Source organism: Polaromonas sp. (genome assembly GCF_030689685.1).
In the GTDB taxonomy this organism is placed as follows: domain Bacteria; phylum Pseudomonadota; class Gammaproteobacteria; order Burkholderiales; family Burkholderiaceae_C; genus Polaromonas.
The window spans coordinates 1-24,046 of the sequence record NZ_JAUYEY010000039.1 but is presented as its reverse complement, the minus strand read 5'-3'; the positions used below and the strand labels follow the sequence as shown (position 1 = coordinate 24,046).

The window sequence follows — 24,046 nt, the reverse complement described above, 5'->3', positions numbered from 1 at the left end:
CGGCTGCAAAGCGGCCGCGACGGTCCATTTTTCACCGGCTTTTTGCCCCATAGCTACGGCTATGAGGCTGCAAACCCGGCAAAAACTGTCCTCGCCGGGGCCACTTCTCGCTTCGACGCCTTCTGCCGCCCAGACTCCTAGAGGAGTTTGAAAGGGTTGGCGGAGGCGGTGAACGCTCAGGGAGAAAAGTTGCAAACGGCGCTGGCAGAAAAATTGCCGCAGCGCTCAACGCCAGGTCAGCCAAGATATGCTGGACGGACTTGTCGGAATTGTCCTGGTGCGAGCCACCTTGCGAATCATGATGATGAGCCACGCCTGCCCAGTGCATCGAGGTGTGGCCGGAGTCTTTTGTGTCGCCATGCGCAAGTACTGTCCCCTGAACGCCCGTAGCGAAGGCCTGAGAGAAGACAAACAGCAGAAGAAGGGTGGCTACAAAGCGGCGCAGGGAGGGAATTAAAAGCGAGCAATGAAGCTCAAAAAACTATACGGGCTGTTTATCGGCCAGTGTTGCAGAACGGGTCTATGCCCTGGGCTTTGCAACGGAATCGTCGTGCGCATCGAAATGTCCCGTCATCATGCTTGGGACTCTTGCGTTGACTTGTTGACTCGCAGTCCCTCGCTTTTTGGCAATGCATGGTTTTGCCATTGATGAATAAAAAGGTCTGTAGCCCTTGTCCAGCGCGCGTAAGTAGCTATTAATTTGATAGTGTTGTCCGGTGGGAAGGCCCTTAGGCCAGTGCCGACGACTCGCGAAACACCACTCGGTAGCAGCGGCTGAAGCCGGTGGGCGCCAGCGCCTCTTCAAACCGGGCGTTATGAATTGCCGCAATTTTTTCCACCACGCGGTGGCCTGAGCCCAGGCCGAGCGAATGGTGGTGCGACGCGCTGACCGCTGGGGTGCCCGGCTGCTCGGCGTTGTGAACGGCCGTGTCGCAGACCTGTAGCCAGCGTGCCTGCGGATCGAGTTGCACCTCGATGCTGGTGCCGGCCGGCGTGTGGCTCAGTGCGTTTTCGATCAGGTTGCGCAGCACCAAGCCCAGCAGCACCGGATGGCCGGGTATGACGAACGGGCCGGGGCTGGTCAGCGCCAGCTCATGGCCGCTGTCCAGCGCGGCCTGGCCGAACTCGGCAACTTCGGCTCGGGCAATCAGGTCCAGATCGACACTTTGCATCGCTTCGACCAGCTCGGTGCGGCTGGCGCGGGCCAGCGCCAGCAGGTTGGACAGCACTTGGCCAGCCCGCAAGGCGTCGCGTTCGAGCTGGACCAGCAAGGCGTCATGCGCGGGGCCCGTGGTGGTCTCACGCAGGGCATGGGCCTGCAGCGTTAGCGAGGCCAGTGGCGTGCGCAACTCGTGTGCGAGCTCGCTGGCCAGTTCCCGCTCGCGCGAGACTGCCGCCTGATAACGCGCTGCCAGCGTGTTGATGGAGTTGACCACCGCTGTGAACTCGCGCTGCAGATGCGGGCTGCGCAGCGGCGCGGGCTGGTGGATGTCTAGCGCGTCCACGTCGCGCGCCAGCGCATACAGCGGCCGCAGCCCGCGGCGTATCGCCAGACCCAACGCCAGCGCAACCACCGGCAGCAGCCAGAAACCGGGCTCGGCGACCTGCTCTGCAATGTCGTGCGCCAGATTGTCGCGTTCGCTGATGCTTAGCAGCACGGTGACTTTTTTCTGCCGGTTTGGTCCGTCCCAGCGCGAGAAGGCGCGCCAGGCCACCGGCGGTGCGCCCAGTTGCAGGGTTTCAAAACCTTCCTGCGCATTGAATGCGAATTCGGGCGCTTCACCGGTGCGCAGCAGCATCTGGCCTGCGGCATTCCACACCATCACACTCATGGAGCGCTGGTAGTCATGGCTCTTCAGGCTGGACAGACCGGGCAGGCTGGCCGCATTGCCGAGCGCGCCTACAGGGCGGGGATTCTGCGCCAGTTGCAGCAGGGCCACGCTGGCCAGGTGGCCGTCGGTCAGTTCATCGGCCTCATGGATGCCGGTCTGGTAGCCCAGCACCACAAAGCTGCCCCAGACGACCAGCAGTGCGCCCATGGCCCAGGCCATCAGGCTCAGCGTCAGCGAGCGTTGCAGCTTCATGCCTTGTCCTCCGGAACAAAATAACCGACACCGCGCAGTGTCCGTATGACTCCTTCGCCGAGTTTTTTGCGCAGGTGATGCACATGAACCTCCACCGCGTTGCTGTCGAGTGCGTTGTCCCAGCTGTACAGACGTGCCTCGATCTGCGGGCGCGAGAGCACGCGTGGCCGTACCTCGATCAGCGCCAGCAGCACACCGAACTCGCGCGCCGACAGCTCCACCGGCTTGCCGTCCAGCCGCACGCTGCGGCTGGACGGGTCGATCTCTAGCGCACCGGCACAGATCAGTGGCTGCGCGCGGCCGACCGAACGCCGGCGCAGGGCGCGCATGCGCGCGGCCAACTCGTCAGGATCAAAGGGTTTGATCACATAGTCGTCGGCGCCCATGTCCAGGCATTCGATGCGCGCGGCGACTTGGTCACGCGCCGTCATGACCAGTACCGGTGTGGCTGCGTCTGGCAACCGGCCAAGCGCTGCCTGGCGCAATCGCCGCAGCACCTCGGCGCCGTCGCCGTCGCGCAGGCCCAGGTCCAGCAGCACCAGGTCGAAGGGCTCGACACGCAGTGCGGTCCAGGCGGTTTCGACAGCGTCCGTCATGTCTACCGCCCAACCAAGCTGCCTCAAGTGGGCCTGCAGCCCGGTGGCAATACCTTCATCATCTTCAACAACCAGTACACGCATGCCGTATTGTGCTTGACAGCGTTTGAGGAGAATGACACCTGCACAAGTCGCGAATGCCGAGTAGCCTGTCGCGCGGGCTTGAGACGGGATTCTTTTTGCTGTGACCGACAGGCGGGCACGTGGATGACGTCCGACGTTGTCATTGCGGCCTCGACCCGCAATCTATGCTCGTTGACCCATAGGCCTGCGCGATGCCATGGATCCCGGCTCAAGGCCGGGATGACAACCTTTGGCGTAAGTAAGAGTCATTTCCCTTAAGGAAGACTTAAGACAGGACGCCGATGCTGCGCCCATGCAAAGTTTTTCAAACAGACAACTGGCGGCCGTTACGGCCGCGCTGGGCCTGCTGCTGGTGGCTTGGGACTTCTCGGGGCTGGACCTGGCGTTGGCACACGGGTTTGGTGGGGCGGGCGGATTCCCGCTGCGTGACAACGCTTTCCTGACTGTTGTGCTGCACGACGGCGCCAAACGTCTGGCCTGGCTGCTGGCGCTGGGACTGTGTGTGGCGGTCTGGTGGCCTGTGGGCTGGCTGCGGCGCCTGCCGATGCATCGCCGCCTGCAACTGGCAAGCACTACGCTGCTGGCCGTGCTGGTGGTCAGCGCGCTCAAATCGTTCAGCACCGCAAGCTGCCCCTGGAGCTTGGCCGACTTTGGCGGCGTGGCGCATTACACGCCGCATTGGCAACATGTGTTCGCGCCCGACGGCGGCAGTGGCCGCTGTTTCCCTGCGGGACATGCTGCGTCCGGTTTTGCCTTTGTGGGCGGCTACTTTGCGTTTCGCGAGACGGCACCGGTGATCGCGCGCCGCTGGCTGGCAGCGGCGCTGCTGGTAGGCCTGGCACTGGGCCTGGCGCAGCAAATCCGCGGGGCGCATTTCACCAGCCATACCTTGTGGACGGCCTTGATCTGCTGGTGTGTGGCTTGGGCTATGGACGGCCTGTTCGCGCGCGTCGGCGCCAGGGCGACAGGCGCCGATCCCGGCGAGGCGGTATGAGGGCGCGGACCGCCTTGCTGCATCCTGGCTGGGTGATTCTTGCTGTGAGTGCCTGGCTGGCCTCGGCCGCCAACCTGCCGCTGTGGCTGGTTATGCGCGATTTGGGCCTGTTTGGTCAGATGGGCGGCTGGCTGTTCGCCCTTGCGTTTGCACTGATGATCACCGCCTGCCTGGCCGGCATCGTGAGTTTGCTGGCCTGGCGCTGGACGCTCAAACCGGTGCTGGCCTTGCTATTGCTGGCATCGGCTTTCGGCGCGCACTTCATGCTCGCCTACCACGTGCTCATTGACACGTCGATGATCAACAATGCGCTGCAGACCAACACCAGCGAGGTGCGCGACTTGCTGAGCCTGAGGCTGGCCGCGACGCTCCTGTTGCTGGGCGCGCTGCCCTGCACGGTGGTGTGGCGCTGGCCGGTGGATTTCGGCCGCTGGCCGCGTCGCAGCGTCCACAACCTGCTGCAGGCGGTTGCCGCGCTGCTGGCGCTGGTATTGCTAGTGCTGGTCAGCTTCAGCCCGCTGGCCTCCACCATGCGCAACCACAAGGAGCTGCGTTACCTCGTGAACCCGCTTAATGCGATGTATGCGCTGGGCCACCTGGCCAGCCAGCCGCTGCGGCGCAGCAGCATCGCGCTGCAGCCGATGGGGCTGGACGCGCGGGCAGCGCTGGTACCGGGCGGGCGCCCCCCGCTGCTGATATTGGTGCTCGGAGAAACGGGGCGCAGCGGTAATTTCGGCTTGAATGGGTACGGCCGCGACACCACACCCGAGCTGATGCGCCAAGGCGTGTCCAGTTTTCGCAACGTCATGGCTTGTGGCACCAGCACGGCTGCGTCGGTGCCTTGCATGTTCTCTGGGTTGGGGCGTACGGCGTACGAGGCCAGGAAAAATAACGCCGAGGGACTGCTCGACGTCATTCAACGTGCCGGCATGGCGGTGCTCTGGGTCGACAACCAATCGGGCTGCAAAGGTGCTTGCGACCGAGTGGCAAGTGTCAACACATCCAACCTTTCTCATCCGACCTTATGCTCCGGCGGTGAATGTTACGACGGCATCATGCTTGAAGGGCTCGATCAACGTATCGCTGCACTGCCTGCGGAACGCCGCGCTCGGGGCGTGGTGGTGGTTTTTCATCAAATGGGCAGCCATGGGCCCGCCTACTATTTGCGTTCTCCGCAAGCCTTCAAGCGATTTGCCCCTGAGTGCACGGACAACGACCTGCAAAATTGTGACAACGCGTCTCTGGTTAACGCGTACGACAACTCAATCGCGTATACCGATCACTTTCTTTCTTCCACTATCAACTGGCTAAAAACTCAACAATCTGCGTACGATACGGCGATGCTTTACGTTGCAGACCATGGAGAATCCCTGGGAGAAAAAAACCTGTATTTGCACGGAATGCCTTACCTCATAGCGCCTGACGTGCAAAAGAGGGTTCCGTGGATCACCTGGCTATCGCGTTCGTATGAAGTTCGAACAGGTGCAACATCATCCTGCCTAGCCGACACAGTGGATCGGCCTGTCACACACGACTACTATTTCCACTCCGTACTGGGGTTGCTCGCAATTCAAAGCAGCGTCTACCGGCAGGAATTGGATGTGTATTCAAGGTGTTTGTCGAAAGGAGTAGAGTCGTCATGAGCATATGTTTCAACCTCGCTCACCCGACAACAAGGATGCCAGCGGATTTGGCTTTGTCAGACAGCTACAGCGAGATCAGCAGCTAGCCCTGTGCTGCTACCGTCAGTTAACAAAATGTCATTGACGGGCACAATTGTGCAATTCTCAAAAGCATTTTCCTTCATGATTTCTCTCGATATCAGTACGTTGCTCAAGGACCATGTTTACACCGCGATTGCTCTGGGCAGCTTGATCGAGGGAGAAACCACGGTGGTGCTGGCTGGCTTTGCAGCCCATCAGGGTTACGCGCCATGGTGGAAGGTCACGGCCTTGGCGGCGCTGATTAATTTTGTCCTTGATCAAACCTACTATGCTCTGGGCCGCTGGCGAGGCGAGCAGTTGCTGGCCAGGTTTCCCGGTTTGCGGCGCGGCGTGTCACGCATGAATCCACATATCCATCGCCACCGCCGCTGGATTGTGTTTGGCGTCCGCTTTCTCTACGGACTCCGCACAGCGGGGCCAATTGCCCTTGGGGTGGCTCATGTCCCGTGGCGGGATTTCCTCATTTTCAATGCCCTCGGGGCAATCATTTGGGCCATCATTTTTTCTACGCTGGGTTATGTGTTCGGGCGCGCCATATCCTTGGTACTTTCCCAGGTGGCCCACTATGAGTGGCAAGCTGTGGGAATTATTTTCGGAGTCGGCCTGGCCTATTGGCTCTGGCGCCGCTTCTATGGGACCGACAAGGTTTCCCCCTGATGTCAAGCCCGTTGAAGCACATACCCAAGAATGTATGGGTCCTTGGCTTCGTCAGCTTGTTCATGGACATGTCGTCAGAGCTTGTGCATGCAGTGCTCCCGGTCTACTTGACGGCCGTGCTCGGCTTGTCGGTTTTGGCGGTTGGCATCATCGAGGGGATTGCTGAGGCCACTGCCTCGATGTTGAAGGTGGTATCCGGCTTTGTGTCTGATCGGTTTGCCCGCCGCAAACCTCTGGTTTTGCTCGGTTACGGCTTGAGCGCTTTAACGAAGCCATTTTTTCCGCTGGCAGAGACGGCCATAGGTGTGGTCACTGCGCGTTTTGTGGACCGGATCGGCAAGGGAATTCGCGGTGCCCCTCGGGACGCCATCGTTGCCGATGTCACGCCGCCTGAAATGCGCGACGCGGCCTATGGCCTGCGCCAATCGCTCGATACGGTCGGTGCCTTCCTTGGTCCGCTTCTGGCGATGCTGTTTCTATGGCTCTGGGCTGACAATCTGCGTGCCGTTTTGTGGGTGGCCGTGGTGCCGGCTGCGATTGCGGTCCTGCTGTTGGCCGTCGGCGTCGACGAGCCTCAGATCGCGGCCCGGCGCCAAAAAACGGGCGCATTACGGCTGGACGTCGACCGGATTCGCGCCTTACCGCCCGCATTTTGGCACCTGCTTGGATTCACGGCCTTGATATCGCTCGCTCGCCTTTCAGAAGCATTTCTGGTGCTGAGGGCTCAGGAAATGAAACTGAGTCTGCTTTGGATACCCATGGTCATGATCGTCATGAGCGCGGTCTATTCCTTGTCTTCCTATCCTGCGGGCATACTCGCCGTCCGCACCAATCGACAAGTTGTTCTAGGGCTATCGTTGATCGCCTTGGCTGGCGCCCAGTTGGCTCTGGCGCTGTATCCAGGGACTTGGGGGTTTTGGACAGGCGTTGCCCTGTGGGGCCTGCACATGGGCCTGTCGCAGGGCGGTCTGTCCGCTGCAGTTGCCCAATCGTCGCCGCCAGACATGTATGCAACTTCGTTTGGACTGTTCCATTTCGTAACCGGTGTTTTCCAGTTGGCCAGTGGGGTGATGGCAGGTTGGTTGTGGGTCACCTGGGGGAGTGCGGCAGCATTCTCCGGTGGCGCGCTGTGGGCTGTGTTGGCGCTGGTGGCGCTGTTTGCATCGAACGCGGTTTTTGGGGCAACTAAAAAGTAACTAAAAATTGCACTCAGTGTGCGCTAAGTCTGTGTCATTAATCTTCAATTCACGCAAATTTCTGCGTGTATCAACTGGAGATTTCAATATGCTTCGCTACACAAAAATCGCCCTTGTCACCGCCGCCCTTGCCACGGCTGGCGCGATGGCTTTCGCCGCCAAGTCCACGGACAATGACGCTATCGCGGCGGCGCAAGCCAAAGTGTCCTTGACGCAAGCCATTGCGGTTGCCGAGCAACATGCGGGCGGCAAGGCTTCCCGCGCAGAATATGAAAAGAACAAAACCGGCTGGGCCTACGACATTGAAGTCATCAGCGGTGCGAAAGTCTTCGATGTCCAGGTCGATGGAGACAAGGGAACCATTATTTCTTCCAGGGAGGACAAGGCTGAGCACGACGACGGCGATGACAAAGCAGACTGACCTTGTTGCCGCAACACCAAGGACTTATTGATCTTTTCCAAATACACGACAGTGAATTGGACGGTTCTCACCCTCGCCCTTTGGGAGAGGGCCGGGGTGAGGGATTGAGTGTTCCGACTGTCATGAGTTTTGAAACGCTTAATAGAAGTGTTCCGGTGTTTTTTCAAAAATTTCATGAATGACATCAACCAGGCATTGTTCCTGCTGATCAATGCGTCTGAACATCCCAACACGCTGCTGTTGTGGACTGCCAGGCTGCTGGCGGAGTATTCGATCTGGCTGATTCCGCTGGTTTTGATCGGTGCTTGGCTACGCGGTAACGAGCACACTCGCAAACTGCTGCTTGAGGCCACAGCTGCCGGCATGGCGGGACTCCTGATCAACCAGGCCATTGGTGTGATCTGGCAGCATCCCCGGCCCTTCATGCTGGGACTGGGCAATACCCTGATACCTCATGCCGCCGACTCATCTTTTCCCAGCGACCACCTGACTTTGTTATGGGCCGTCGCCTTCAGTTTTTTGATGCACCGCCGCCCCCGCTGGGCCGGTCTTCTTCTCGCGGTCCTCGGTCTGCCAGTAGCCTGGGCGCGTATTTATCTCGGCGTGCACTTCCCCCTGGATATGCTTGGCGCTGCCATCGTCGCAGCGCTCAGCGCCTGGCTGTGTCTGCGCGAGGAGCGCCGCTTCATAGAGCCCGTTTTCCGGTGGACCAGCGCCATTTATCGCCGCCTTTTTGCTGTACTGATTCGCCGGGGGTGGGTGTTAAAGTGACATCCAGTGCCCTGTGGCGCCGCGAGAGGGTGGTATGGACAGGGGCGCCGGATGCCGCTCACCGGCGATGGCCGTGGCAACAGCCCTCGGCGCGGGCACCGAACATCATGCCCACGCCTGCCGTCGCCGCCAGTGCAAACGCGCCCCAGGCGGTCACCCGAAAAGCAGCTTTCGCCACGGGTGCGCCGCCAGCGCTTGCGGCAAGCGCGCCCAGAACCATCAGGAAAAACAGTGATGCGATGCTGACCCCGGCCACCATCAGCCGCTGGGGCATCCAGAGCACCGTCAGCAAAGGGCAGGGCCGCACCTGCGGTAAACGCCAGGGCCGACGCGGCGGCCGCTGTGAGTGGTCTGGCGCTGGCTGTTTCGGTGATACCCAACTCGTCCCGTGCGTGCGCGCCAATGTCGTCATGCGCCATCAACTGCCGCGCCACCTCCTGCGCTAGGAGCCTAGGCGGCAGAAGGCGTCGCAGCGAAAAGTGGCCCCGGCGCGGGCGCTTTGCAGCCGACGTCCTTTCTGCCGTCCAGCCTCCCAGGGGCATGGCAAGCTCCTGGCCGGTGGGGTCAGGACTGCCACGGCCACATGCGCCCGAATACGCCGTCTTTGTCAATCAGAAGATGCTTGAATGCGCCTCCGACGTGGAGCACGATAAGCGCCACCAGCGCCCACGCAATGATGCCGTGCACCGTGAAGAGTTGTTCCTTCAACACGTCATTGGCCGTAGCCCACGCAGGCAGCGGAAGGCCGAAGTAAGCCATGGGATCCTCGCCGAACGCGGCGCCAAGGTAGCCCGTCACAGGCATGGCCAGAAGCAAAACATACATCGACACGTGCGTCAGCCCTGCTGTTTTTGCTTGCCAGCCGGGAATGCCATCCGGCAAAGGATGCGGCCGATTGCGCAGCCGCCACAGCAGCCGCAAGGCAATCAGCACGGAGGCTGTCAAACCGAGAGAGACATGCAATGCGAAGTAAGCAGCGCTGCCCGGTGTGCCCTCGATGGACAGCATGTACCAGCCAAGGCCGATCTGAAAGGGGATCAGTGCGGCCAGCACCCAGTGAAAAAACAGCGCGGGCCGACTGTAGCGGCCGGCAGCCGCGCCTGAAAGTGATGTAGTCATGAATGTTTCTGGATTGAGGGAGGCATCATCGCTGAAGCGAACTAACGGCGGCTGAAGCCGGAAAAGCCTTTGCTACGGCAGGATATCCCTAAAACATGAGGCATCCCAAACCGCAGCGGGGCCGTTCCTTTCGCGGTCTAGAAAATCACGCGTAAGCCGGCACGAACCGTGGTTGCGGGACGCGGACCGCCCGATTGTGCGCGCGGATAGAAAGTCCGTGAAACATCGACATAGGGGGCAACCTGGCGGTTGAATTCGTATCGCGCCTGAAGGCCGACATCGGTCTGGTAGGGTCCCCTGCGCACGGTTGCATCAAGGTTGGAGGCCGACCACTCCACATTGATGTACGGGCGCGCGATGAAACGGTTGGTGAGCAAAAAGTCGTTCTCGAACCGGGTGCGCGCAGACACCTTGCCGTCGTTGCGAACGAACAGTTTCAGGTCCACGTCGAAGGCATAGGGCGCGAGGCCGCGCACGCCCACGGTGAGGTAATTGCGCTGACCGGGTCTCGCGTCGTGACGCAGGCCCACCTGCGCGTCCCAAAACGGGGCGATGTAGCGGCCGTAGAGCAGTTGCAGTTCCGCAGCTTCGGTTCGACCCCCCGTGCGTTCTCCGTCAAACTGGTACCACAGGCGGTTGAAGTCGCCACCGATCCAGCCGTCCACACTGAATGACTGGCTTGAGCCCGCCTGGCCGCGTATCTTGCCGGTTCCGGCTTCGACCTTGGTGTAGGAATAAATCGATTCGTCTTCCATGGCCTGTGCAGACAGGGCGGACAAGCCGAGGGCTGCGGCGGCGAGCCAGCGCAGCGATGCTGTTTGTTTGGGACAGTTGTTCGTCATGGCAAAGTTTCAGGCTACTTCGACGAGGCGCATCATGCCGGTCGCTGCGTGGTAAAAAAGATGGCAGTGGAAGGCCCAGGTACCTTTGTCTTCGTAGGTGACATCAAGCTCCACCGTTTGCGCCGGTGGCACGATGATGGTGTGCTTGCGCGGGCTAAAGACGCCATTGCCATTGACCAGTTCCATAAATACACCGTGCAGGTGCATCGGGTGCTCCATCATGGTTTCGTTGACCATCTTGATGCGCACACGCTCCCCAAGGCCTATCTTGAAGGGCTTGGCATTGGAAAGTTTCTTGCCGTTCATCGACCAGAAATAACGCGTCATGTCGCCGGTCAACCGCACCAAAAGTTCTCTTTCGGGCGCACGGTTGTCGGCGTTGCGGGTGGCAGCGCGCAGCAGCGTGTATTTCAGCCGGCGCAGGCCGTCCACATCAACTGGGGCAACGATTGGGGCGGCCGCCGTCTGGTCCGACATGCCGGGCATACCAGCCATCGAATCTTCCGGCTTCGCCGCAGGCGCCGGCTTGCCCGATGCTGACATGCCGGGCATGTCGGCCATAGCCTTGTCAGCAGGCGTGGAAGGCATGGCCATAGACGCGCCTGGCGACGTGGCGGCCGGTTTTCCCATATCCATACCTGCCATGCTCGCGTTTGCAGCGGGTTGGGTATCCATGCCGGGCATTCCGGCCATGCCTGAAGCATCTGCCGCGCCCGGGGTATCGGCAGAGCCGCTCATGTTCATGCCCGCCATACCCATGTCGGCCATCGTCCGCACGGGCTTCGGTCCCATGTCCGGCACGGGGGCACTCATGCCAAGTTCCGGTGCCAATGTTCCCAACGCGTAGCCGATGCGTGCGATCGTGGGGGCAAAAATGCTGTAGGCCTTGGCTTCCCTTGGCTGGACGATCACGTCGTAGGTTTCACCGTTGCCGATGCGGAATTCATCGACTTCAACGGGGCTCACGTTCTGACCGTCGGCCTGCACCACAGTCATGGGCAGGCCCGGAATCCGGACGTCGAACAGATTCATCGGCGAAGCGTTGATGAAGCGCAAGCGTACGCGTTCACCGGGCTTGAAAAGCGCGGTCCAGTTTTCGGCAGGCTTTTTGCCCGCCATCAGAAAAGTCCACTCGTCGCCGCCATCGCTGAAGTCGGTCGGGTCCATGCGCATCTTGGTCCATTCCATGCGATCGTTCCAGATGGCTTCGCGCGCCTTTTTGTCGGGCGCATTGCGTAGCTGGGCAAGAAATTGCGGCGTTGTGATGCGCCGGTAGTTGTAGAAGCCGTCAACCTTCTTCAGGTTCGCCAGCACCTGCTGCGGTGGCGTGTCGTTCCAGTCCGAAAGCATCACAAGGTATTCACGGTCGTACTTGAACGGATCGGGCTTGATCGGGTCGATGATGATCGGGGCGAAATACCCGGCCGCTTCCTGCAGCGCTGCATGGCTGTGGTACCAGTACGTCCCCGACTGGCGCAGCTTGAAGCGGTAGGTAAAGGTTTCGCCCGGCTGAATGCCCGGAAAGGTAACGCCTGGCACGCCATCCTCGCTGTTGGGCACCAGTAAGCCATGCCAGTGAACGCCGGTGATTTCGCGGAGCTGATTGGTCACGCGAATAACGACTTCGTCACCCTCCCGGAAACGCAGCACAGGCCCCGGCATGGTGCCGTTGATGGTGATGCCCATGGCAGGCTTGCCAGTGATATTGAGCGCCGTCTCGGCAATCGTCAGGTCGTAGGCGCGGTTGACGGGTACCGCGCCAATCTCAACAGCGCGTAGCTGTGCCCATGCGGGTGGAAGCGCTCCCAGAGCGCCCAGGCCAAGCAGCGACTGCAGCGATCTGCGTTTCAGTTCATCCATGGTGATCTCATTTTTTTTCGTGCAAAAGTGACGCGGTACAGGCTGTGCCGACTGCGTCGGCGTTCCTCTGCCCCCTGCTTACTGGGCAATTTCCATGCTGGTCACGACTATCGCGCCGTCCGATTTTTCGGCCTTGAACCTGACTTTGCTACCCACCTGGACCTTGTCCAGCAAGGCGGCGTCCTTGACCTTGAAAACCATGGTCATGCCGGGCATATCGAGGTTTTTGATGTCGCCATGCTTCAAGGTGATTTTCTGGTTTTCCTTGTCGATCTTGCGAACCTCACCGTCTGTCGCGGTAGCTGTTGCCGACGTGTCCGTGGCCACGCCCGGCATGTTCATGCCCGCCATGCCGCCCTTGTCCGTGGGCGCCATCTTCATGCCCGGCATGCTGTCCTTGCTCATCGTGGTTTGGGCATAGACATTGGTTGCGAAAGCTGCTGCCAGTGCGAGGGTGCCAAGAACAGCGAAGGAATTAGAGGTTTTCATAATGTGCTCGATTTCAGTAAAGTTGGAGGATGGTAGTTTTATATCGAAAATGGTGTCACTCAGGGCGCAAAAACCGTGCAAAACGCTGTAGGGTTATGCGCTGTCATCAATGCTTGTGGCCTGCAGCAGCACCAGCTTTCGGCGCGGCTCCAGTGGCTCCAGCAGTTCCGGCGACGGTCACCAGGCCCTTCATGCCAGCGTCGTAGTGGCCAGGCTGCAGGCAGGCGAAGTCCACCTTGCCCGCCTTGGTGAACTGCCAGACGACTTCGCCGGTTTTGCCCGGCGCGACCGTGATCATGTTGGCGTCGGCATGCTCCATTTCGGGCATTTTCATCATCATGGCGTAATGTTCCTTGAGTTCTTTTTGCGTACCCAGCACCATTTCATGCTTGATCTGGCCAGAGTTTTTGACCACGAACCGTATGGTTTCACCCTGTTTGACAGCAATGTCCGCCGAAGAAAAGCGCATGTTGTCGGTCATGTCGATGTTGATGGTTCGGCTGACGTTGGCCGTTTTTCCAGGCTGACCGATGGCGACCTCGTCGTGACCGCCCCCGTGTGAACCAGCGGCAAAGGTTAGCGCTGATACAGCGGAAAGGGCAAAGGCAAGCGTGGCGGTGCGAAGACGGTTTGTCATGAAAAATCCTAAATGATGTGAATGAAAACTGTAAAAATATGCCGTGTGGCGCTCACCCAGCCTGGGTGAGCTACGCCGCTCACTTGGCGTATTCCTTGCAAAAAGCGTGACGCTCCTCATGGGCCAGCGCAAATTCGGTTTGACGAAACAGCATGATGAAGTCTCCTTGACTGTCGATTGCAGGACGTGGCCTCAACAACTGGGACCATCGTGATACAGACGCTGCATCACGGTTCCCACTGTATAAAGCCGGCGCCAACGCCACGCTGGCTCCCAGATTACAAATCCGTTATGTTCGAAAATAGCCGTTTAATAAAACTTGCGCTTGAAGGCGAACCCGAAGCCGCCGGGTAACTGCGCAAGGGTTTTGACTGGACAAGGTAATGTCGTGGAATGCCATAGGCCGTCGCCTTCAGTTTTTTTGCTGCACTGATTCGCCGAGGGCGGGTGTTAAAGTGACTTCCTAAGTATTGCCTAAGTGTTCGCCGCGACAGTCGCGTTGTCCATGCTTTCCGGCGTGGAAAGCGTAACGAAAGCAACTCATGAATACTTCTTTGACGGCAAAATCGGGCGGCATGCTCAACAAGGTCCCCGAGGTCACGATATTTTTCTGGATTATCAAGATCATGGCGACGACAGTTGGGGAAACTGCAGCTGATTTTCTCAATGTCAATCTGAACCTGGGTTTGACAAAGACCTCGATCGTCATGGGCAGCTTGCTCCTTGTGGTGCTGTTTCTCCAGATTCGCGCGAAGCGCTACATCCCCTGGATTTACTGGGTGGCGGTTGTGCTGCTGAGTGTTTTCGGAACGCTCATCACGGACAACCTTGTGGATAATTTTGCCGTCACCCTGCAAACCACGACCATGGTATTCAGTGGGGTCCTGCTGGCAACATTTATTGCGTGGTACTTGAGTGAAAAGACACTGTCAATTCACAGCATTTACACCACCCGTCGAGAACTGTTTTACTGGTGCGCCATCCTGTTCACATTTGCCCTGGGTACGGCAGCGGGCGACCTTGTCGCGGAAGGTATGCGCCTGGGCTACGGTTGGTCGGCATTGGCCTTTGGCGCGGTGATCGGCACCGTTGCTCTGGCGCACTACGGTCTGAAACTCAATGCAGTTCTGGCATTCTGGATCGCCTACATCCTGACGCGTCCTTTTGGAGCGTCCTGGGGCGATCTGCTGTCTCAACCGGTTGCCAGCGGCGGCCTTGGTTTGGGCACGGTGGTAACCAGTTTGATTTTTCTTTCGACCATTTTGGGGTTGGTTGTCTACATGGCAGCGGAGCAGAGGAGGTCTGAAGTTTCGAAGGCATGAGTCTGTAGGTGCGACGTCGATAGCTACATTGAAAGCTTATTAAATGCGGGTGCTGCTGGTCGAAGATGATGCAATGATTGGCGAGGCCGTTGCGCAGGCCCTGAAAGATGCGAGCTACGCGGTGGACTGGGTGCGCGACGGTTCCATGGCGCTGGCGTCGATCTCCACCCAGGAATACGGCGTTGTGCTGCTTGATCTGGGATTGCCAAAAAAAGGCGGACTTGAAGTATTGCGCACGGTGCGGTCACGCGGGAACGCGGGAACGCTGTACCTGTGCTGGTCATCACGGCGCGCGACGCGCTACAAGACCGGATTGGTGGACTGGACAGCGGCGCCGACGACTATGTATTGAAACCGTTTGAAATGAGCGAGTTGCTCGCCCGGATGCGTGCGGTCATACGTCGAAAAGGCGGCGCCTCAGGGCCTATGCTGTCAAATGGCAGTTTATCCCTCGATCCTGCAACACGCGAGGTTTTGTCGAACGGCGTCTCAATTCGCTTGTCAGGCAAGGAGTTTTCGCTGCTGCAAGCTCTCCTGATTCGACCCGGAGCCATCCTGTCGCGCAGCGAACTGGAAGACCGCCTTTACGGCTGGGGCGAGGAGGTTGAAAGCAATGCCGTCGAGTTTTTGATTCACTCGCTGCGCAAGAAGTTGGGAAGTGGCTCTATCAAAAATGTCCGGGGGGTCGGATGGATGGTTTCCAAATAAGAATCAGGCAGTCGCTCCAACTCAGGCTTTCGGCGTCTCTATCGATCGCAATCATGGTGGTGGCTATTTCAGCCGGTATTTTTTCTTTCGTATCCGCCTACGAAGAGGCGATCGAATTGCAAGACGAACAGCTGCGACAGATGGCGGCCATGATTGCCAGACAAGACGCGCCATTGAGGTTTGCCAAGTCACCCAAGCAGGTGCCTGACCGTGACGCGGAGTTTCGGGTTGCGGTGCAACTTTTGACCCAGTCAGCCGCCGCTGGACCCCTGTTGACTGGAGAGCTTCCAGGTTTGGCCAGTGATTTGCCAGAAGGCATTCAGACCGTGGAAACGCAAGGCGTCTCGTGGCGCTTGTTTGTGCAGACCCTGGACGCGGATTCACGAATCGCGGTGGGTCAAAAAATTGCCGTGCGGGATGAGGTTGCGCGCGACGGCGCGCTTCGGACCCTGATGCCGTTTTTTGTACTTTTTCCTGTCTTGCTATTGCTGGTGGCAGACCTCATCCGCAAGATGTTTCAACCGCTCAAAACCTTGGCCGATGACCTGGATATGCGCTCGGAGGACGACTTGCGTGAGATAACGGCCACCGGCCTTCCCTCTGAAATCCGTCCTTTTGTCGTAGCCATCAATCGACTGCTGTCGCGCATTGCCCAGTCATCGCTGGTGCAACGCCGTTTTGTCGCTGACGCAGCACACGAGTTACGCTCACCCTTGACCGCCCTATCCTTACAGGCCGAGCGGATGGCTGCAGCCGAGATGTCGCTGGAAGCAGCAAGCAGACTCGCTACGCTGCGTCAAGGTATCCACAGAAATCGCAACTTGCTCGATCAGCTTCTCACACTGGCCCGGGCCCAGCACCTGCCCCTGCCCCTGGAAGCGAGCGAAGCAGTATCGATACAACTGGTATTTCGTCAGGTGCTGGAAGACCTGATGCCCTTGGCAGAGTCGAAAGGTATTGACCTGGGCGTTACCGGTGAGATGGATGCGACGGTCGGCGCTTCAGAGGTTGATCTCTATGCACTGGTTAAAAATCTTGTGGACAACGCAATTCGTTATACCCCGCAGAGCGGCCGGATAGATCTATCTGCGGAAGCCTCCGACGGCACTGTGACGCTGACAATTGCAGATACTGGTCCAGGCATTCCCGAAGAAGAGCGGGAGCGGGTTTTTGACCCTTTCTACCGGGTATTAGGAAATAGCGAAACGGGCTCAGGACTTGGGTTGTCCATAGTCAAAGCAATAGCTTCCCGAATTGGTGCGATTGTTCACATGAGCTACTCCGATGAAAAGAAGAAAACTGGACTGCGGGTGCGAGTAGTCTTACTTGCGACGGTGCTCCGGCCGTTGCCCGTCTTTGGGTAGTGCGGCGCGATGACTTCGCACAGCGCTGCCCAGGGCACGATGGCCTGCATGGTCGCCAGAAACTCGTCTCGTCTGGTGGGCTTGCGGTAGTGCTCGTAGCTTGATTGGTCAGCGGCCATCGCCAGAGTTTGTTGTTTCATCGGTATGAAACGCTTCAGCCTTCGCGGTCGTGGCTGTCGCAGCATAATCGCGAGTATTGCGCAAACTCCCGGACCCCTGCACCCGACCTTGTTCCGTACCGATTCCTGAAAAAATCCATGAGCAAAATGACGGTACCCCCAGACCTCAGGAGCTTCATCCTGATGAGTGTGAGGTCAGTGCCTTATCTTGAAGCGATGCTGCTGCTCAGGCGAGAGTCCGAGTTGCCCTGGGACGCGAGCCGGCTCGCCCGCCGCTTGTACATCATTGAAAAAAAATCAGAAGAGCTGCTGCAGGCACTGCTTGAGGCCAGGGTGGTGGTGCCGACTGAGGGTGCCAACGTCGGCTATTGCTACCGACCCGAGACCTCCGAACTTGCCGGCATGGTGGACCGGTTGGCAGAGTTTTATGCCCTCCACCTGGTGGAAGTGACCCACCTGATCCACGCGACCCACGAACGCAAGGCTGAAAAGTTTGCCAACGCGTTCATTTGGCGAAAGAAGCCCGATGCCTGAACTCATTTACCTTCTGTGTACGGTGACATCGCTGATCTGCGCCTGGCTGTTGCTGCGAAGTTATCGGCGCAGCGGTTTCCCGCTGCTGTTCTGGAGCGGGCTGTGCTTTTCGGCGCTCGCGCTCAACAACATGATTCTGGTACTCGACAAATTGGTCTTTCCAGATGTGAATTTCTCGATCTGGCGCTTGTCTTCAGCACTGGTGGCGCTGCTGCTGCTGCTGTACGGCCTGATTTGGCAAGACGATTAGGAAGGAAGGGGACACACATCATGGAAAACTTCCTGTCGGGCGCTATTGCCCTGGCCTCACTGGCGGTGGGTCTATTTTTTTCCGCTTCTGGTGGAAAACCCGTGACCGTTTCTTCCTGTACTTCGCGGCCTCGTTCTGGCTGGAAGCCGTCAACCGCAGCTATATGGTTTGGGCAGGGGAGATAAGTGAGGAGTTTCCGGTCTACTACGGGATCCGCCTGATCAGCTACGGTCTGATCCTGTTGGCGATCTGGGACAAGAACCGCCCGTCCCGCTCGGGTGGCGGAAAAGCCGTCGGCCAACCTGAGGATTAGGAACCGGCCTTGGCGCTAGCTGCCACCGTTGCCAACAGCTCGAAGAGCACGCCAGGATCCACCGGTTTGACCAGGTGCTGGTTAAACCCTGCCTCATCCGACCTGCGCCTGTCCTCGGCCTGGCCCCAGCCGGTGCAGGCAACAATGGTTCGGGCCGCGCCGCCGGCCTGGTCGCGGATTTGCCGGCAAGCCTCGTAGCCGTTGAGCCTGGGCATGCCGATGTCCAGCAGCACCACCTGCGGATCGAAGTCGGCGGCCGCATCCACGGCTGCCTGACCGTCATGCGCCTGTCGGACACAATAGCCCATCAGTTCCAGCAGACTCGCCAGGGTGGCGCATGCGTCCTGGTTGTCGTCGGCAATCAGGATCCGCAACTCTTGCGAAGGAATGAAGCGCTCGACCCCCAGGGCTTGCGAAGGCGGTGGCGACATTTCTGAGGACGGCTCGAGCGCCAGTGGCAAGCGCACTTCGAATTCGCTGCCGAGTCCGGTGCCCTCACTGCGCGCCAGCACCCTGCCGCCGTGCATCTCGACCAGCCGTTGGGTCAGCGACAGGCCGATGCCCAGTCCACCACGCGAACGCGACAGCGTGGTCTCCACCTGGGAAAACAGCTCAAAAACGCTTTGCAACCGGTCGGCGGGAATCCCTATGCCCGTGTCCTTCACGGTCACGACCACGTCGGCGCCGTCACGTTGTGCATTGACCTCAATACACCCGCTCCGGTCCATGTACTTTGCGGCGTTGTTGAGCAAGTTCATGAAGGCCTGTGTCAGCCGCGTGCGGTCCGCGTGCAGCGAGAGCTTCTCTGCGGGCAGTGTCAGCACCAACTGGTGGCCGCACTCGTCAATCAGGGGACGGCTGGACTCGACGGCATCGCGCAGAACATCCTCTGTCGTGACCCAGTCGTGGCGCAGCTCGATCTTGCCCTGGTTGATGCGGCTCACGTCCATCAGGTCGTCGATCAAGCGGCTCATGGCCTGAATCTGACGGTCGATCACCTCTGCGCTCCACTGCAGCTCCGGCGTGGCCAGGCCATTCAGGCGCAGCAACTGCACCGCATTGCGTACCGGCGCCAGCGGGTTCCTCAGTTCGTGGGCCAGCGTGGCCAGGAATTCGTCCTTGCGGCGATTGGCGTCCCGCAGTTCGGCTTCACGCAGCTCCAGGGTGTTGGTGCGCTCGGTGACGCGTCGGTCCAGCGTCTCGTTGAGTTCGCGCAGGCGCTCCTCGGCCTTGCGGCGTTCGCTGATTTCCGTCATGAGTGTGCGGTTTGCGAGTTCAAGCGCCCGGCCTTTTGAAAACAGTTCGGCAAACACCGCGACTTTGGACCGAAGCACGGCCGTGTTGACCGGCTTGTGCAGGTAGTCCACCGCCCCGCTGCCGTAACCTTCCAGGACGTGCTGGTCCTCGTTGTAATAAGCGGTCAGGAAGATGATCGGTACGCGCGAGGTTTTCTTGCGTTCCTTGATAATCTGCGCCAGCTCAAACCCGGTCATGCCCGGCATGCGCACGTCCAGCACCAGTACCGCAAATTCCTCAGCCATCAGCGCCAGCAGGGCTTCCTGACCCGAGTTGGCCCGCACGAGACGGTAGCCTGGGTCATCCAGGACCGATTCCAGCACGGTCAGGTTCTTTGGCTCGTCGTCGACGATCAGGATGTTGACCTGATCAATGATCGCCGGGTTCGTTGCGTGCGGGGAGAGAATGCTTTTCACGTCAGGCCTGGCCAGGTTAGGGGGGATATCAGCGGAACAGCCAGACGCGCATCAGGGACAGCAACTGGTTGGTATTGACAGGCTTGGCAATGTAATCGCTGGCGCCCGCATCCAGGCATTTCTCGCGGTCGCCCTTCATGGCTTTGGCAGTCAACGCCAGGATAGGTAGGGTGCGGAACTGGGGGTCCTTGCGAATCTCGCGCATGGTCTCATAACCGTCCATCTCGGGCATCATGATATCCATCAGCACCATCACAATGTCAGGTGAGCTCTTAATGATGTCGATGGCTTGCCGCCCGTTGGTGGCACTGATCACCTCGACCTCGTGGTTCTCGAGCACCGAGGTTAGCGCGAAGATGTTGCGCGCATCGTCGTCGACCACCAGCACCTTGCGACCGCGCAGGACCTCGGCCGAGTTGTGCAGCCGCTCCAGCATCTCCTGCTTTTGCGACGGCAGCCCGGTCACCACGCGGTGCAGGAACAGCGCCGTTTCATCCAGCAGCCGCTCCGGCGAGCGCACATCCTTCAGGACAATGCTCTTGGCCATCGAATGCAGACGGGACTGCTCCTCCCGGCTCAGGTCCTTGCCGGTGAATACCACCACCGGCACTGCGGCCAGGTCCGGGTCGGCGTGCACTTTTTCCAGCAGTTCGAATCCGGTCATGTCGGGCAGGCGCAGATCTAGCACGATACAGTCAAAGGCCTCTTTCTTCATGGCCTTCAGCGCCTCGTCGCCGCTGCCGGCGGCCACCATCTCGATGTCGTCATGGCCGAGCAGCTCCAGGACGGCATTGCGCTCGATGGCGTTGTCCTCCACCACCAGCAGGCGTTTGGTGCGCGGTGCGGTAAATTCCTTGATGCGTTCGAAGGCCACTTCAAGAGTGGCAGTCGTGGGCTCCTTGACCAAGTAGGCAAAGGCGCCGCGCGACAGGCCGTGCTGGCGCTCTTCTTCCAGCGTCACGATCTGCACCGGAATATGCCGCGTGGCCGGATCCAGCTTGAGCTGGTTCAGCACGGTCCAGCCCAGCATGTCGGGCAGGAAGATGTCCAGGGAAATCGCCGCCGGCCGGTACTGGCGCGCCAGCACCAGGCCGTGGGCGCCGCGTGTGGCGACAATGCCCTTGAAGCCCTTGTCCCGAGCCAGGCCCAGGAGGATGCGCGCGTAGTGCGGGTCGTCTTCGACGATCAGCAGCACCGGGTCGTCGGTGGCAATGCTGTCGCGGTCGTCGGCGATGGTCTCCTCACGTGCCGCCGGCAGCGCGACCACCGAGCGCGACGCGTCCGTGACCTGCTCCGTGCTCCGCAATACCGCTCCGTCTGAACCCACGTAATGCAGCGGCAGGTAAAGCGTGAAACAACTGCCCCTGCCGTGCACGCTGCTCAGCCGGATCTCGCCGCCCAGCAGCACAGCCAGCTCGCGGCTGATGGCCAGGCCCAGACCGGTGCCGCCGTATTTGCGCGAGGTGCCGGCGTCGGCCTGCTGGAAAGCCTCAAAAATAAGCCGCTGTTTTTCGGGCGCAACGCCGATGCCAGTGTCCTCGACGGCGAAGGCCACCACCTGCTGCGCCTGGCTCAGCACCGGGTGCTCGGCGCTCCAGCCTTCAGTGGCCAGGCCGACGCGTACCTCCACCTGACCTTGCGAAGTGAACTTGACGGCGTTGGACAGCAGGTTCTTGAGCACCTGCTGCAAGCGTTTGGGGTCGCTGTCCATGGAGCGCGGCAGATCGTCGGAGAACCGGATATGGAAAGGCAGGTTTTTCGCCTCGGCCACATGCCGAAAGTTGCGGTCTATGTTGTCGCGCAGGCCGGCGAATGGAATTTCCTCGACCTCCACCGTGACTGTGCCGGACTCGATCTTGGAAAGATCAAGAATGTCGTTGATCAGGTGCAGCAGGTCGCTGCCGGACGAGTTGATGTTGCGGGAAAACTCCACCTGTTTGGGCGACAGTGTGCCGGGGGAGTTTTCCGCCAGTTGCTGGCTCAGGATCAGGATGGAATTGAGCGGCGTGCGCAGCTCATGCGACATGTTCGCCAGGAATTCCGACTTATATTTGGATGTCAGCGCCAGTTCTGACGCTTTTTCTTCGAGCGCTCCGCGTGCCTGCTCGACCTCCCGATTCTTGCGCTCAACCTCTTCGTTTTGCTCGGCAAGCAGGCGCGCTTTCGTTCCCAGTTCTTCGTTGGTTTGCTGCAGTTCGCTTTGCCGCGACTGGAGCTCAACCGTCAGTTGCTGCGACTGGGTCAGCAGGCCCTCGGTGCGCATGGTCGCCTCGATGGTGTTGAACACCGCACCGATGTTCAGCGCGAGCTGATCCAAGAAGTTGAGGTTGACGGTGGAAAACGGGTGCAGGGAGGCCAGCTCGATCACGGCCTTGGTCTCGTTCTCGAACAGCACCGGCAGCACCACGACGCTGACCCGCCGCGACTCGCCGAGGCTGGACGCGACGGTGACGAAGTCCGACGGTGCATCGGCGATCAGGATGCGCCGTTTCTCAACGGCGCACTGGCCCACCAGTCCTTCACCCAGCGCTATGGTTTGCGCGAGCTTCACAGTGTTTGCCTGTGCATAACTCGACAGCAGGGTCAGGTCGCCGTCCCCGCTGGCGGTGCTGGTGCAGTGGTAGACGGTGCCCTGGTGGGCATGGACCAGCAGCGCCAGCTCCGACAGCAGCAGCTTGCCAACGGTGTTGAGCTCGCGCTGGCCCTGCAGCATGCCGGTGAAGCGCGCCAGGTTGGTTTTGAGCCAGTCCTGCTCGCGGTTGCTTTCGGTGGTCTCGCGCAAATTCGAGATCATGGTGTTGATGTTGTCCTTGAGCTCGGACACCTCGCCCTTGGCATCGACCTGGATGGAGCGCGTCAAATCGCCTTTGGTCACGGCGGTTGCCACCTCGGCAATCGCGCGCACCTGGGTCGTCAGGTTGGCGGCCAGCAGGTTGACGTTGCCGGTCAGGTCTTTCCAGGTGCCGGCCGCGCCGGGCACGTTGGCCTGGCCACCCAGCCGCCCATCCACGCCGACCTCGCGCGCCACGTTGGTCACCTGATCGGCAAAAATCGCCAGCGTGTCGGTCATGCCGTTGATGGTGTCGGCCAGCGCCGCCACCTCGCCCTTGGCCTGCACCGTGAGCCGCTGGGTCAGGTTGCCGTTGGCCACGGCGGTCACCACCTTCACGATGCCGCGCACCTGCTCGGTCAGGTTGGAGGCCATGAAGTTGACGTTGTCGGTCAAATCTTTCCAGGTGCCGCCCACGCCGCTGACCTGTGCCTGCCCGCCGAGCTTGCCCTCGGTGCCGACCTCACGCGCCACCCGCGTGACCTCGCCGGCGAAGGAGTTGAGCTGGTCCACCATGGTGTTGATGGTGTTCTTGAGTTCGAGAATCTCGCCCTTGACGTCCACCGTGATCTTGCGGTTCAGGTCGCCCCGCGCCACGGCGGTCGTCACCTCGGCAATGTTGCGCACCTGAGAGGTCAGGTTGGCGCCCATGGTGTTGACCGAGTCGGTCAGGTCTTTCCAGGTGCCAGCCACACCGGGCACCACAGCCTGCACGCCAAGGCGGCCTTCGGTGCCGACCTCGCGCGCCACCCGCGTGACCTCGGAGGCGAAGGAGCGCAACTGCTCGACCATGGTGTTGATGGTTTCCTTGAGCTGCAGGATCTCGCCACGCACGTCCACCGTGATTTTTTTGGACAGGTCGCCGTTGGCCACCGCAATTGTCACCTCGGCGATGTTGCGCACCTGGCCGGTCAGGTTGGAGGCCATGGAGTTGACGTTGTCGGTCAAATCCTTCCAGGTACCGGCAACGCCGGGCACGGCTGCCTGACCGCCCAGCTTGCCTTCAGTGCCGACCTCGCGCGCCACGCGTGTCACTTCCGAGGCAAAGGCCGACAACTGGTCGACCATGGTGTTGATGGTTTCCTTGAGCTGCAGGATCTCGCCTTTCACGTCCACCGTGATCTTGCGGCCCAGGTCGCCGCGCGCAATCGCGGTCGCCACGTCGGCGATGTTGCGGACCTGGCCGGTCAGGTTGTCGGCCATGGAGTTGACGTTGTCGGTCAAGTCCTTCCAGGTGCCCGCCACGCCGGGCACCTGCGCCTGGCCGCCGAGCTTGCCGTCGGTGCCGACCTCACGCGCGACGCGGCTGACCTCGGCCGCGAAGGAGCGCAACTGGTCCACCATGGTGTTGATGGTTTCCTTGAGTTCCAGGATTTCACCCTGCACGTCAACCGTGATTTTCTTGGACAGGTCGCCGTTG

Annotated in this window: 21 protein-coding genes and 3 pseudogenes; 12 read left to right on the top strand and 12 right to left on the bottom strand. The window is 60.1% G+C overall.

What is annotated here, in order from left to right; all coding sequences use genetic code 11:
• Window positions 1–728 precede the first annotated feature (728 nt).
• Together Q8O29_RS09970 and Q8O29_RS09965 are read right to left on the bottom strand one after the other, a co-directional pair.
• Window positions 729–2,084, bottom strand: a complete 1,356-nt coding sequence (locus Q8O29_RS09970; RefSeq protein WP_305562323.1) for a histidine kinase dimerization/phospho-acceptor domain-containing protein — start codon at window positions 2,082–2,084, stop codon at window positions 729–731.
• Complete coding sequence (locus Q8O29_RS09965; RefSeq protein ID WP_305562321.1) at window positions 2,081–2,764, bottom strand: response regulator transcription factor; 684 nt, start codon at window positions 2,762–2,764, stop codon at window positions 2,081–2,083. Before Q8O29_RS09965 ends, Q8O29_RS09970 begins: the two co-directional genes overlap by 4 nt.
• Before the next feature lie 292 nt (window positions 2,765–3,056).
• On the opposite strand from Q8O29_RS09965, the gene Q8O29_RS09960 reads away from it, so the two are divergent.
• The 6 genes from Q8O29_RS09960 to Q8O29_RS09935 all read left to right on the top strand — a co-directional run bounded on the left by Q8O29_RS09960 (window position 3,057) and on the right by Q8O29_RS09935 (window position 8,527).
• Window positions 3,057–3,758: a phosphatase PAP2 family protein gene (locus Q8O29_RS09960; RefSeq protein ID WP_305562319.1), complete on the top strand. Its 702-nt coding sequence runs from the start codon at window positions 3,057–3,059 to the stop codon at window positions 3,756–3,758.
• Window positions 3,755–5,401: a phosphoethanolamine transferase gene (locus Q8O29_RS09955; RefSeq protein ID WP_305562317.1), complete on the top strand. Its 1,647-nt coding sequence runs from the start codon at window positions 3,755–3,757 to the stop codon at window positions 5,399–5,401. The genes Q8O29_RS09960 and Q8O29_RS09955 overlap by 4 nt, the downstream gene beginning before the upstream one ends.
• A 162-nt stretch (window positions 5,402–5,563) precedes the next feature.
• Window positions 5,564–6,139: a DedA family protein gene (locus Q8O29_RS09950; RefSeq protein WP_305562315.1), complete on the top strand. Its 576-nt coding sequence runs from the start codon at window positions 5,564–5,566 to the stop codon at window positions 6,137–6,139.
• Window positions 6,139–7,335 carry an MFS transporter gene (locus tag Q8O29_RS09945; RefSeq protein ID WP_305562313.1) on the top strand — a complete coding sequence of 399 codons (1,197 nt, stop codon included), beginning with the start codon at window positions 6,139–6,141 and terminating at the stop codon, window positions 7,333–7,335. Before Q8O29_RS09950 ends, Q8O29_RS09945 begins: the two co-directional genes overlap by 1 nt.
• Window positions 7,336–7,366: 31 nt before the next feature.
• Window positions 7,367–7,756 carry a PepSY domain-containing protein gene (locus tag Q8O29_RS09940; RefSeq protein ID WP_305562311.1) on the top strand — a complete coding sequence of 130 codons (390 nt, stop codon included), beginning with the start codon at window positions 7,367–7,369 and terminating at the stop codon, window positions 7,754–7,756.
• Window positions 7,757–7,930: 174 nt separating this feature from the next.
• The gene (locus tag Q8O29_RS09935; protein WP_305562310.1) at window positions 7,931–8,527 is read left to right on the top strand and encodes an undecaprenyl-diphosphatase; all 597 of its coding nucleotides are present in this window, start codon (window positions 7,931–7,933) and stop codon (window positions 8,525–8,527) included.
• Between the two features lie 58 nt (window positions 8,528–8,585).
• Here the strand turns inward: Q8O29_RS09935 and Q8O29_RS20365 are convergent, their stop codons facing one another.
• From Q8O29_RS20365 to Q8O29_RS09905, 7 genes and pseudogenes are all read right to left on the bottom strand, one after another.
• On the bottom strand, window positions 8,586–8,939 hold the full coding sequence (locus Q8O29_RS20365) for a VIT1/CCC1 transporter family protein (protein ID WP_371134196.1): 354 nt from the start codon (window positions 8,937–8,939) through the stop codon (window positions 8,586–8,588).
• Window positions 8,836–9,069: pseudogene (locus Q8O29_RS20360) on the bottom strand (hypothetical protein); the annotation flags it as partial. The gene Q8O29_RS20365 and the pseudogene Q8O29_RS20360, both read right to left, overlap by 104 nt.
• A 22-nt stretch (window positions 9,070–9,091) precedes the next feature.
• Complete coding sequence (locus Q8O29_RS09925; protein ID WP_305562306.1) at window positions 9,092–9,646, bottom strand: cytochrome b; 555 nt, start codon at window positions 9,644–9,646, stop codon at window positions 9,092–9,094.
• 137 nt (window positions 9,647–9,783) lie between these two features.
• Window positions 9,784–10,488, bottom strand: a complete 705-nt coding sequence (locus Q8O29_RS09920; RefSeq protein WP_305562304.1) for a copper resistance protein B — start codon at window positions 10,486–10,488, stop codon at window positions 9,784–9,786.
• 9 nt (window positions 10,489–10,497) lie between these two features.
• The gene (locus Q8O29_RS09915; RefSeq protein WP_305562302.1) at window positions 10,498–12,348 is read right to left on the bottom strand and encodes a copper resistance system multicopper oxidase; all 1,851 of its coding nucleotides are present in this window, start codon (window positions 12,346–12,348) and stop codon (window positions 10,498–10,500) included.
• 78 nt (window positions 12,349–12,426) lie between these two features.
• A complete protein-coding gene (locus tag Q8O29_RS09910; RefSeq protein ID WP_305562300.1) occupies window positions 12,427–12,837 on the bottom strand; it encodes a copper-binding protein in 411 nt (136 codons plus the stop codon).
• A 106-nt stretch (window positions 12,838–12,943) separates the two neighbouring features.
• Window positions 12,944–13,474, bottom strand: a complete 531-nt coding sequence (locus tag Q8O29_RS09905; protein WP_305562327.1) for a cupredoxin family protein — start codon at window positions 13,472–13,474, stop codon at window positions 12,944–12,946.
• Window positions 13,475–14,016: 542 nt separating this feature from the next.
• Here Q8O29_RS09905 and Q8O29_RS09900 point away from each other — a divergent pair.
• The 3 genes and pseudogenes from Q8O29_RS09900 to Q8O29_RS09890 all read left to right on the top strand — a co-directional run bounded on the left by Q8O29_RS09900 (window position 14,017) and on the right by Q8O29_RS09890 (window position 16,868).
• Window positions 14,017–14,796, top strand: coding sequence for a hypothetical protein (locus tag Q8O29_RS09900; RefSeq protein WP_305562298.1), 780 nt, complete (start codon window positions 14,017–14,019; stop codon window positions 14,794–14,796).
• A gap of 43 nt (window positions 14,797–14,839) precedes the next feature.
• Window positions 14,840–15,504 (top strand): annotated as a pseudogene (locus Q8O29_RS09895) (response regulator).
• On the top strand, window positions 15,486–16,868 hold the full coding sequence (locus Q8O29_RS09890) for an ATP-binding protein (RefSeq protein WP_305562296.1): 1,383 nt from the start codon (window positions 15,486–15,488) through the stop codon (window positions 16,866–16,868). The pseudogene Q8O29_RS09895 and the gene Q8O29_RS09890 overlap by 19 nt, the downstream one beginning before the upstream one ends.
• On the opposite strand, the pseudogene Q8O29_RS09885 reads toward Q8O29_RS09890, so the two are convergent.
• A pseudogene (locus tag Q8O29_RS09885) lies at window positions 16,835–17,008 on the bottom strand (IS5/IS1182 family transposase); the annotation flags it as partial. The gene Q8O29_RS09890 and the pseudogene Q8O29_RS09885 sit on opposite strands and share 34 nt — an antisense overlap.
• A 162-nt stretch (window positions 17,009–17,170) precedes the next feature.
• Here Q8O29_RS09885 and Q8O29_RS09880 point away from each other — a divergent pair.
• The 3 genes from Q8O29_RS09880 to Q8O29_RS20355 are packed head-to-tail and all read left to right on the top strand — an operon-like array spanning window position 17,171 to window position 18,084.
• Window positions 17,171–17,521 carry a hypothetical protein gene (locus Q8O29_RS09880; protein ID WP_305562294.1) on the top strand — a complete coding sequence of 117 codons (351 nt, stop codon included), beginning with the start codon at window positions 17,171–17,173 and terminating at the stop codon, window positions 17,519–17,521.
• Window positions 17,514–17,771, top strand: coding sequence for a DUF5985 family protein (locus Q8O29_RS09875; RefSeq protein WP_305562293.1), 258 nt, complete (start codon window positions 17,514–17,516; stop codon window positions 17,769–17,771). Before Q8O29_RS09880 ends, Q8O29_RS09875 begins: the two co-directional genes overlap by 8 nt.
• On the top strand, window positions 17,767–18,084 hold the full coding sequence (locus Q8O29_RS20355; RefSeq protein WP_371134197.1) for a DUF5985 family protein: 318 nt from the start codon (window positions 17,767–17,769) through the stop codon (window positions 18,082–18,084). Before Q8O29_RS09875 ends, Q8O29_RS20355 begins: the two co-directional genes overlap by 5 nt.
• On the opposite strand, the gene Q8O29_RS09865 is transcribed toward Q8O29_RS20355, so the two are convergent.
• Together Q8O29_RS09865 and Q8O29_RS09860 are read right to left on the bottom strand one after the other, a co-directional pair.
• Window positions 18,081–19,796 carry a response regulator gene (locus Q8O29_RS09865; RefSeq protein WP_305562291.1) on the bottom strand — a complete coding sequence of 572 codons (1,716 nt, stop codon included), beginning with the start codon at window positions 19,794–19,796 and terminating at the stop codon, window positions 18,081–18,083. The genes Q8O29_RS20355 and Q8O29_RS09865 overlap by 4 nt on opposite strands.
• 28 nt (window positions 19,797–19,824) lie before the next feature.
• Window positions 19,825–24,046, bottom strand: a 4,222-nt coding sequence (locus Q8O29_RS09860) for a response regulator (RefSeq protein WP_305562289.1), incomplete at its 5' end; no start/stop codon positions are given.

Excerpts from the sequence above, each read along its gene's own strand:
- Q8O29_RS09950 (WP_305562315.1), top strand. The coding sequence starts at position 5,564 with ATGATTTCTCTCGATATCAGTACGTTGCTCAAGGACCATGTTTACACC.
- Q8O29_RS09920 (WP_305562304.1), bottom strand. The coding sequence starts at position 10,488 with ATGACGAACAACTGTCCCAAACAAACAGCATCGCTGCGCTGGCTCGCC.
- Q8O29_RS20365 (WP_371134196.1), bottom strand. The coding sequence starts at position 8,939 with ATGACGACATTGGCGCGCACGCACGGGACGAGTTGGGTATCACCGAAA.
- Q8O29_RS09960 (WP_305562319.1), top strand. The coding sequence starts at position 3,057 with ATGCAAAGTTTTTCAAACAGACAACTGGCGGCCGTTACGGCCGCGCTG.
- Q8O29_RS09880 (WP_305562294.1), top strand. The coding sequence starts at position 17,171 with ATGAGTGTGAGGTCAGTGCCTTATCTTGAAGCGATGCTGCTGCTCAGG.
- Q8O29_RS09945 (WP_305562313.1), top strand. The coding sequence starts at position 6,139 with ATGTCAAGCCCGTTGAAGCACATACCCAAGAATGTATGGGTCCTTGGC.
- Q8O29_RS09935 (WP_305562310.1), top strand. The coding sequence starts at position 7,931 with ATGAATGACATCAACCAGGCATTGTTCCTGCTGATCAATGCGTCTGAA.
- Q8O29_RS09890 (WP_305562296.1), top strand. The coding sequence starts at position 15,486 with ATGGATGGTTTCCAAATAAGAATCAGGCAGTCGCTCCAACTCAGGCTT.
- Q8O29_RS09915 (WP_305562302.1), bottom strand. The coding sequence starts at position 12,348 with ATGGATGAACTGAAACGCAGATCGCTGCAGTCGCTGCTTGGCCTGGGC.
- Q8O29_RS09875 (WP_305562293.1), top strand. The coding sequence starts at position 17,514 with ATGCCTGAACTCATTTACCTTCTGTGTACGGTGACATCGCTGATCTGC.
- Q8O29_RS09900 (WP_305562298.1), top strand. The coding sequence starts at position 14,017 with ATGAATACTTCTTTGACGGCAAAATCGGGCGGCATGCTCAACAAGGTC.
- Q8O29_RS09910 (WP_305562300.1), bottom strand. The coding sequence starts at position 12,837 with ATGAAAACCTCTAATTCCTTCGCTGTTCTTGGCACCCTCGCACTGGCA.
- Q8O29_RS09925 (WP_305562306.1), bottom strand. The coding sequence starts at position 9,646 with ATGACTACATCACTTTCAGGCGCGGCTGCCGGCCGCTACAGTCGGCCC.
- Q8O29_RS09905 (WP_305562327.1), bottom strand. The coding sequence starts at position 13,474 with ATGACAAACCGTCTTCGCACCGCCACGCTTGCCTTTGCCCTTTCCGCT.
- Q8O29_RS09965 (WP_305562321.1), bottom strand. The coding sequence starts at position 2,764 with ATGCGTGTACTGGTTGTTGAAGATGATGAAGGTATTGCCACCGGGCTG.
- Q8O29_RS09955 (WP_305562317.1), top strand. The coding sequence starts at position 3,755 with ATGAGGGCGCGGACCGCCTTGCTGCATCCTGGCTGGGTGATTCTTGCT.
- Q8O29_RS09970 (WP_305562323.1), bottom strand. The coding sequence starts at position 2,084 with ATGAAGCTGCAACGCTCGCTGACGCTGAGCCTGATGGCCTGGGCCATG.